An 8,039-nucleotide genomic window follows, 5' to 3' on the forward strand; every position below is an offset into this window, starting at 1 on the left:
GGCCTCGCGTCCCGCTGCGCCTCGATCAGCGCTTCGACGGCGACCGGCGCCAGCGAGCGGCCGCGTGGCGCGAAGATCGGCTGATAGGCGCTCTTCAGCCGGAACTCGCCATAGACGCCGTATTCGATGCCGATCTCGTCGGCAAAGATCGCCTCGGCGGCATTGCGCCGCCTGTCCGGCCATACGCTCACGATGCGGTCCTGCGCCCGAATACCCGCGCCCCGCGCGCTGCCGGTGCCGTGCCCGGACCGGCCGGCGCCACACCGGCGCCCGTCGCCGCCGCGGGCGGCGGGGCACCCTTGCCAAAGACGCGAAAACTGGTCGGCGCCAGTTCCGGCCGCGCCAGCACGAAGCCCTGCACCATCGAGGCTCCCGATTTCTCGGCGAGCTCGAGCTGCCAGCCCTCCTCGAGGCCTTCGAACACGGTGCGGATGCCTTGCTGCTCGAAGCTCCTCACCATGGTGGTCAAGAGGGCAAAGCCGGCGCCGGACTCCATCAGCTGCGTGATCCAGTGCGCGTCGAACTTGACGATGTCGGGCTTGAGCTCCTTGATCCGGTTGATGTCGGATTCGTCGGCGCCGTAGTCGTCGACCGCGATGCGGAAGCCGTTGGCCCTCAGCGCCTCGACGAAGCTGTAGAGCGCCTCCTGCGATGCCGACTTCTGCTCGGTGACTTCGCACACCATGCGGCGCGGGTCGATGCCGGCCTCGTGCAGCACCAGCCGCATGTCGCGCAGCGCCTTGTCGGCGACGCCGCGGTCGGTGAACACCGAGGGATCGAAATTGACGAAGATCGATGCTTCCTCCGGCAGGCAGACGCCGGCGTTGAGCAGGTGCAGCGTGCGCGTCAGCGCCTCGATATGCAGGCGGTCGCCCGCCGGGCAGGTGTTGAAAAAGGTCATCGGTGACTGCGGCTCGCCGTCGCGAAACGGCCTGATCAGCCCCTCGAACGCGACGATCGACAGCTTGCCTTCGTTGAAGGCGAAGATCGGCTGGAAGGCGCTCTGCAGCGTATGGACGCCCCAGACACCGCTTGCGGTGCCGTCATCATGACGGATGATGTGGGCGAGCCCGATACTACGCGACAAGGGTTCCTCGCTCCGCAAGACTGGCGGAATTGGCTTGCTATCCTGCCATCAGGGGTTTTAGCGGCCGTTGATGAATTTATTGTTGCCGAGGCGATGCCGGCACGGCGGCTTGACCCCTGGCTCATGCGACAGCGCTTGCGCTTGGCCGGATGTTGCGACAAGAGAGGCGCCGCGGCCGCTCCTGGCCGCGACGCCCCTTGGAGATATCAGGTCATGGCCTTTCTTGCCGACGCCCTTTCCCGCGTGAAGCCTTCCGCGACCATCGCGGTGACGCAGAAAGCGCGCGAGCTGAAAAACGCCGGCCGGGACATCATCGGCCTCGGCGCCGGCGAGCCGGACTTCGATACGCCCGACAACATCAAGAACGCGGCGATCGACGCGATCCGCCGTGGCGAAACCAAGTATCCGCCCGTGTCCGGCATCGCGCCGCTGCGCGAGGCGATCGCGAAAAAATTCAAGCGCGAGAACAATCTCGACTACCGGCCCGAGCAGACCATCGTCGGCACCGGCGGCAAGCAGATCCTGTTCAACGCCTTCATGGCAACGCTGAACCCCGGCGACGAGGTGATCATCCCGCGCCCCTACTGGGTGAGCTATCCCGAGATGGTGGCGATCTGCGGCGGCAGCTCGGTGTTTGCCGACACCTCGATCGACAACGGCTTCAAGCTGACGCCGGCGGTACTGGAAAGGGCGATCACGCCGCGCACCAAATGGCTCTTGATGAACTCGCCGTCCAACCCGTCCGGCGCCGCCTACACGGAAGCCGAGCTTCGGGCGCTGGCCGACGTGCTGCTCAAGCACCCGCATGTCTGGACGCTGACCGACGACATGTATGAGCACCTCACCTATGGCGATTTCGTCTTCAGGACCATCGCCGAGGTCGAGCCGAAGCTCTACGAGCGCACGCTGACCATGAACGGCGTCTCGAAGGCCTATGCCATGACCGGCTGGCGCATCGGCTACGCCGCCGGCCCCGTGCCGCTGATCAAGGCCATGGACATGATCCAGGGCCAGCAGACCTCCGGCGCCTGCACCATCGCGCAATGGGCTTCCGTCGAGGCGCTGAACGGCCCGCAGGACTTCATTGCCAAGAACAAGGCGATCTTCCAGGGCAGGCGCGACCTGGTCGTCTCGATGCTCAACCAGGCGCGCGGCATCTCCTGCCCCTCGCCGGAAGGCGCTTTCTACGTCTACCCGTCCTGCGCCGGGCTGATCGGCAGGAAGACGAAAGCCGGCAAGGTGATCGACAGCGACGAGACCTTCTGCTCGGAACTTCTCGAGGCCGAAGGCGTGGCGGTTGTGTTCGGCTCGGCCTTCGGCCTTGGCCCGAACTTCCGCATCTCCTACGCCACCTCGGAGACGCTTCTGGAAGAGGCCTGCACGCGCATCCAGCGCTTCACCGCCTCCCTCACCTGATCAGGTCGCTGCCAAAAGAAAACCCGGCTCCAGGCCGGGTTTTTCTTGGGTCGCCGAGCAATTCCAGGAAAAGTGCGTAGCGGCAGGCTCGGCGACTTCGCCGTAGCCTTTCGTCCGGAATTGCGCAAAGACAAACGCTCTAGCCGCCATACTGCTCGTCGCTGACCTTCTCCAGCCAGTCGGCATGGACACCGTCGAGCGCTTCCTGCATGGCGATATGCGTCATCGCCGTATTCGCGCCGGCGCCATGCCAATGCTTTTCGCCGGGCGCGAACGAGATGACGTCGCCGGCCCTGATCTCCTGGATCGGCCCGCCCCAGGTCTGGGCACGGCCGGCGCCCGAAGTGACATAGAGCGTCTGGCCAAGCGGATGCGTGTGCCAGTTGGTGCGCGCGCCCGGCTCGAAGCTGACCAGGGTTGCCCTTAGCCGCGCCGGCGCTTCCTTTTCGATGATCGGGGTTTGCAGCACCCGGCCGGTGAAATATTTCTCCGGCGCCATGATGGTCGGCACGCTGCCGCAGGCAATGATCTTCATCGTCTCGATCCTCGAACTGATGTCATATCCGTGGCGGCAACCGTCGCGCTACGGCCCGCCATCGTGGCGGCAGTTTCCGCCGATGCCGCTCACGGCGCAACCGCTTCCCGGGCGGCCCGACGCGGCGAAACATGTCACCATCGCAGCCGCGGCCAGAACAGGCCCGCTTGCTTTCGATGGGCCTCATAGGCACCGGCCAGATCGGTGCGCGAAAATTTCTTCTCTTCGTCCAGCGCCGCGATCAGGTAGAGCACGAAGATCCCGGCAACGGGCACCACCGCCCAGATCGACCAGGTCGCGATACCCCAACCGGCCCAGAAGATGATGTAGGAGGTGTAGAACGGGTGGCGGATGTAGGAGAACGGTCCGTCGGTCACCAGGCCATGCGGATTGTCGGCGTCGAAGACAAAGCGCAGCCGCGCCTTGCGCGACCTCGAAATCGCCCACCAGAACAGCGCGGAGCTCACCAGCTGGATCGCCAGCCCGACGATCTTGGCCAGTGGCGGCTGCGGCAGGATCCAGATGATCGCCAGGAAAAACAGCGCTGTCGCGGCCACGACGACCGAGATTATCTTCGCACCCGAGGACATGGCCGACGATTGGAAATGGGCGCGCATCGACCACAGATATTGGCCGACCGTGGCGATGCCGATGATCGAGACTAGAAGGTCGAGCCCACGTTCCATCATCAAAATTCCACGCCCGCGCCGAAGATTCGCAGGCACTATAACCGGTCGCCGCGGATTAATCCTTTCTTAACCAGAAACCTAAAGCCCGTGTAGACCCAGGGCATGCGATGCTGGACGTCACGCAATCCTGAGGTTCAATGCATCATGGCCGTCGCCGAGCGCACGATCCGCACCCCGCAGGCCGATTTGCGCGTCAGCGAGTCGGCAGGCCCCGGCATGCCCATCGTGATGATCCATGGTTCCGGCGCCTCGCGCGCCGTCTTCGCCCGCCAGTTCGACAGCCCGCTCGCCGATGCCCACCGGCTGGTCGCTTTCGATCTCCCGGGTCATGGCCAGTCGTCGGACGCCGCCGACCCGATGGCGGACTACACCCTCACCGGCCTGGCGCGCGCCGCCGGCCACCTCCTCGACGATCTGGGCATCGACCGCGCCATTGTCTACGGCTGGTCGCTCGGCGGCCATGTCGCGATCGAGCTGGCAAGCTTCCATCCGGCCGTCCACGGACTGATGCTGACCGGCGCGCCACCGGTGTCGAAAGGCTTCTTCGGCATGCTGCGCGGCTTCCACGCCAACTGGGACATGCTGCTGGCTTCGAAGAAGCTCTATTCCGAACGCGATGCCGAACGCTTCGAAACACTGTGCTTCGGCGACAGCGCCGACCCGTCGTTCCGCGAAGCCATCCTGCGCACGGATGGCCGGCTGCGCGCCGTGGTGACGCGCTCGATGATGGCCGGCAAGGGCGCCGACCAGAAGCAGGTCGTCGAGCAGGCCGCCTTTCCGGTGGCGATCGTCAATGGCGAGAACGACCCCTTCATCCGGCTCAACTACTTCGACACGCTGGACCATGGTTCGCTCTGGGAGCAATGCCACGTCGTCCCGGGCGCCGGACACGCACCCTTCTGGGAGCGACCGGATCTGTTCAATCCGATGCTGTCGCGCTTTGCCGAAACGGTTGCGGCGCGGGAGGCTGATACTGCCCTGCCGGCCCAGCGCCGGGCCGGCTGACGCCACCGTGTAGGGTAACGACTCCTTGCAGCCGCTGGCATGGCGCTGGCCCTGAGCGCCTGACGACGCAAAGCCGGCGAATTTCCTATTTTCCTTGCCCTCCCCGCAAACCCGTGGGACGATGCCCTTGGGCAGGTGGCGATTGAAAAGAAGCCCCGCCCGCGACGGCCGAACAGGCCGGCCGCCGCTCCCAGGGAAACGCCTGAGTGGAGGTCAGCCATGGGTACTCGCGCCGGAGGACGACGCACGGGACCGAAATGCATTGCCATAGTCGGTCCCTTCGCAAGCGGTAAGACGACACTTCTCGAAGCAATACTGGCCCGCACGGGCGCCATCCCCCGCCAGAATCCCGTTTCATCAGGCAGCACCGTTTCCGATCATTCAGCCGAGGCCCGCGCCCACGCCATGAGCGTCGAGGCGACCTTCGCGACCACGGAATTCATGGGCGAGCAGCTCACCTTCGTCGATTGTCCCGGCTCTATCGAGTTCGCCTTCGAGGCCGAACCGGTGCTCGCCGCCTGCGATGCCGCTGTCGTCGTTGCCGAAGCCGACGAGAAGAAGATCCCCGCGCTTCAGCTCATCATGCGCAAGCTCGACGATCTCGGCGTGCCGCGCATCCTGTTCCTGAACAAGGTCGACAAGGCGGTCGCCGGCGTGCGCGACACGCTGAAGATGCTGCAGCCGGCAAGTTCGGTGCCGTTGCTGCTGCGCCAGATTCCGCTGCGCAAGGACGGTGTCGTCATCGGCTCGATCGATCTCGCGCTGGAGCGTGCCTACATCTACCGCGAGTATGCCGAGAGCCAGGTCGCCGACATACCGGGTGACGACAAGGCTCGCGAGCTGGAGGCCCGCTTCTCCATGCTGGAGACGCTCGCCGACCACGACGACCAGTTGATGGAGCAGCTGCTCGAGGAGATCGAACCGCCGAAGGATGCGATCTTCGACGACCTTGCCGCCGATCTTCGCGCCGGCGCGGTGACGCCGGTGCTGATCGGCACCGCCGAGAAGGGCAATGGCGTGCTGCGCCTCCTGAAGGCGATACGCCATGACGCGCCCGACATCGAGGCGACCCGCAAGCGCCTTGGCGCGCCCGACGGCAACCAGACCGTCGTCCAGGTGATGAAGACCATCCACACCGCGCATGGCGGCAAGCTGTCGGTATCGCGCGTGCTCTCCGGACAGCTCGCCGACGCGGCCGAGCTTTACCTGTCGAACGGCGAAGCCGCCAAGGTCTCCGGCATCTACAAGATGCTTGGCAAGGACCAGCTGAAGCTCGCCTCCGCCAAGGCCGGCGACACCGTCGCGCTCGGCAAGCTCGACATTGTCAAGACCGGCCAGACGCTGAGCTCCGCCAAGGGCGGCATCAGTCCGCTGGTCACGCTGGAGCCGCCGCAGCCGGTGTTCGCCTTCGCGCTGCGGCCGAAGGAGCGCAAGGACGAGGTCAAGATGTCGGCCGCCATCCAGCGCCTTGCCGAGGAGGATCCCTCGCTCAGCCTGCGCCACAACCAGGACTCCGCCGAAACCGTGCTGTCGGGGCATGGTGAGATGCACCTGCGGGTCGTGCGCGAGCGGCTCGAGGGCAAGAACCAGATCCCGGTAGAGGGTCACAACCCCGCCGTGCCTTACCGCGAAACGATCCGCAAATCGGCGCAGCAGCGCGGTCGCCACAAGAAGCAGTCCGGCGGCCACGGCCAGTTCGGCGACGTGGTGGTCGAGATCAAGCCGCTGCCGCGCGGCTCCGGCTTCCAGTTCACCGACACCATCACCGGCGGCGTGGTGCCGAAGACCTACATCCAGTCCGTGGAGACCGGCATACGCGACTATCTGAAATCCGGCCCGCTCGGCTTCCCCGTGGTCGATGTCGCGGTCAATCTCTCGGACGGGTCCTACCATGCCGTCGATTCCTCCGACATGGCCTTCCAGATGGCGGCCAAGCTGGCGATGAAGGAAGGCATGGCTGCCTGCTCGCCGGTGTTGCTTGAGCCGGTGATGAAGGTCGAGATCGTCACGCCGTCGGACGCGACGTCGAGGATCATCGCCCTGATCCCGCAGCGGCGCGGCCAGATCCTCGGTTATGACGCGCGGCCCGACTGGCCGGGATGGGATGTGGTCGAGGCGACCATGCCGCAGGCGGAGATCGGCGACCTGATCATCGAGCTGCGCTCGGCGACGGCCGGCGTCGCCAGCTACCGGGCCGCCTTCGACCACATGGCCGAGCTGACCGGCCGGCTGGCGGACGAGGCGATGAACGCCAACGGCAAGGCTGCCTGAGCCGATCCGCCAATGCGAAAACGGCGCCCGGATGATCCGGACGCCGTTTATCGCGGACCGTCTTCCTGGGAGGCAAACGGCAGGTCCGCCGCATGTGTCCGCCCTGTAGCCGACGGAAGAAAGGTTCGGACGCGGTAGCCGCCTGAGCCCGGTCCGTCCGAGTGATGCCCCCATCTCCCGAACCGACCAAACCGCGTCCTATGGTCTGCTTAGTCGATAGCGTGTGTCTGCGCCATGTTACCAGAGGTTACATGTCACTGTTACGTGGCATTGCCGATCGATTTTCCGCGCCCTCATTGCCCAGCGGGCAACAAAAAAGCCGGATCAGTAAAGATCCGGCTGAGTTTGATTGGAAGTGCCTGTTAAGGCTAACCTCCAGAGGGGAACACTCGAGGGCGCTAATGGGAGGAGAACGCGCCCAGGAGATGATCTATATATGTGCTCATCATGCCCAAGAAACAAGCATCTATTTTGCAACACACGCATGCAAAAAGACGGAGGCTGTGGTCCAACCTATTCCAAGGCTCGATAGGACCAGAAAAATCGACGGAATCCAGCACGCTACAGGGTCGAAATCATTGCCGAGGTCTGCATCGGGGTCGATTCAATTGGGAAAATGCGAACGCCGCCGAATGATGTGGATTCGAGCAGCCCAAGTCCATTTTTACGGCAAGGGTGGCTGATGCGCAGATTTTCGGCAATCGCCGGCAGCGCGCTGTTCCTGGTCGTGGCGCCCGGCGTCGTCGCCGGGCTGGCGCCGCTTCTGCTGACGGACCGCTACCGGCTGCCGCTGTCGACGGTGTCTGGCTTCGCCCCTGTCGGCTGGGTGCTGGTTGTGGGAGCGGCAGCCATGCTGCTGCACGCCTTCGCCCGCTTCGCGCTCGAGGGCCGTGGCACGCCGGCCCCGGTGGCCCCGACCGAACGGCTGGTCGTCGGCGGTATCTACCGCCATGTGCGCAACCCGATGTACGTCGCTGTGCTGTCGATCATCCTCGGCCAGGCGCTGTTGTTCTCGAGCTGGGCGCTCGTCGTCTAC

At 65.0% G+C, this 8,039-nt stretch carries 7 protein-coding genes and 1 pseudogene; 4 read left to right on the forward strand and 4 right to left on the reverse strand.

Translation table 11 applies throughout. The annotated features are described in order from the left end of the window. Nucleotides 1-191 (reverse strand): annotated as a pseudogene (locus EN738_RS26305) (EAL domain-containing protein); the annotation flags it as partial. Next, entirely contained in the window at nucleotides 188-1,087 is a 900-nt protein-coding gene (locus EN738_RS26310; RefSeq protein ID WP_127286248.1) for an EAL domain-containing protein, read from the reverse strand. The gene EN738_RS26310 and the pseudogene EN738_RS26305, both read right to left, overlap by 4 nt. Nucleotides 1,088-1,300: 213 nt before the next feature. Between EN738_RS26310 and EN738_RS26315 the strand changes: the two genes are divergently transcribed. Beyond that, complete coding sequence (locus tag EN738_RS26315) at nucleotides 1,301-2,503, forward strand: pyridoxal phosphate-dependent aminotransferase (RefSeq protein WP_127286249.1); 1,203 nt, start codon at nucleotides 1,301-1,303, stop codon at nucleotides 2,501-2,503. A 139-nt stretch (nucleotides 2,504-2,642) separates the two neighbouring features. Here EN738_RS26315 and EN738_RS26320 read toward each other — a convergent pair whose 3' ends face one another. Beyond that, entirely contained in the window at nucleotides 2,643-3,038 is a 396-nt protein-coding gene (locus EN738_RS26320; RefSeq protein ID WP_127286250.1) for a cupin domain-containing protein, read from the reverse strand. A 134-nt stretch (nucleotides 3,039-3,172) separates the two neighbouring features. Then, a complete protein-coding gene (locus EN738_RS26325) occupies nucleotides 3,173-3,727 on the reverse strand; it encodes an isoprenylcysteine carboxylmethyltransferase family protein (protein WP_245494697.1) in 555 nt (184 codons plus the stop codon). A 144-nt stretch (nucleotides 3,728-3,871) separates the two neighbouring features. Here EN738_RS26325 and EN738_RS26330 point away from each other — a divergent pair, with 144 nt between their 5' ends. From EN738_RS26330 to EN738_RS26340, 3 genes are all read left to right on the forward strand, one after another. Next, on the forward strand, nucleotides 3,872-4,732 hold the full coding sequence (locus tag EN738_RS26330) for an alpha/beta hydrolase (RefSeq protein WP_127286251.1): 861 nt from the start codon (nucleotides 3,872-3,874) through the stop codon (nucleotides 4,730-4,732). A gap of 219 nt (nucleotides 4,733-4,951) precedes the next feature. Next, nucleotides 4,952-7,003, forward strand: a complete 2,052-nt coding sequence (locus EN738_RS26335) for an elongation factor G (RefSeq protein WP_127286252.1) — start codon at nucleotides 4,952-4,954, stop codon at nucleotides 7,001-7,003. Between the two features lie 682 nt (nucleotides 7,004-7,685). Continuing rightward, nucleotides 7,686-8,039: methyltransferase (locus EN738_RS26340; protein WP_127286253.1), on the forward strand; the 354-nt coding region annotated here is incomplete at its 3' end.

Source organism: Mesorhizobium sp. M4B.F.Ca.ET.017.02.2.1, assembly GCF_003998955.1.
GTDB lineage: Bacteria > Pseudomonadota > Alphaproteobacteria > Rhizobiales > Rhizobiaceae > Mesorhizobium > Mesorhizobium abyssinicae.

Coding starts and splice junctions, on each gene's coding strand:
- EN738_RS26335 (WP_127286252.1), top strand. CDS start 4,952: ATGGGTACTCGCGCCGGAGGACGACGCACGGGACCGAAATGCATTGCC.
- EN738_RS26320 (WP_127286250.1), bottom strand. CDS start 3,038: ATGAAGATCATTGCCTGCGGCAGCGTGCCGACCATCATGGCGCCGGAG.
- EN738_RS26325 (WP_245494697.1), bottom strand. CDS start 3,727: ATGATGGAACGTGGGCTCGACCTTCTAGTCTCGATCATCGGCATCGCC.
- EN738_RS26330 (WP_127286251.1), top strand. CDS start 3,872: ATGGCCGTCGCCGAGCGCACGATCCGCACCCCGCAGGCCGATTTGCGC.
- EN738_RS26315 (WP_127286249.1), top strand. CDS start 1,301: ATGGCCTTTCTTGCCGACGCCCTTTCCCGCGTGAAGCCTTCCGCGACC.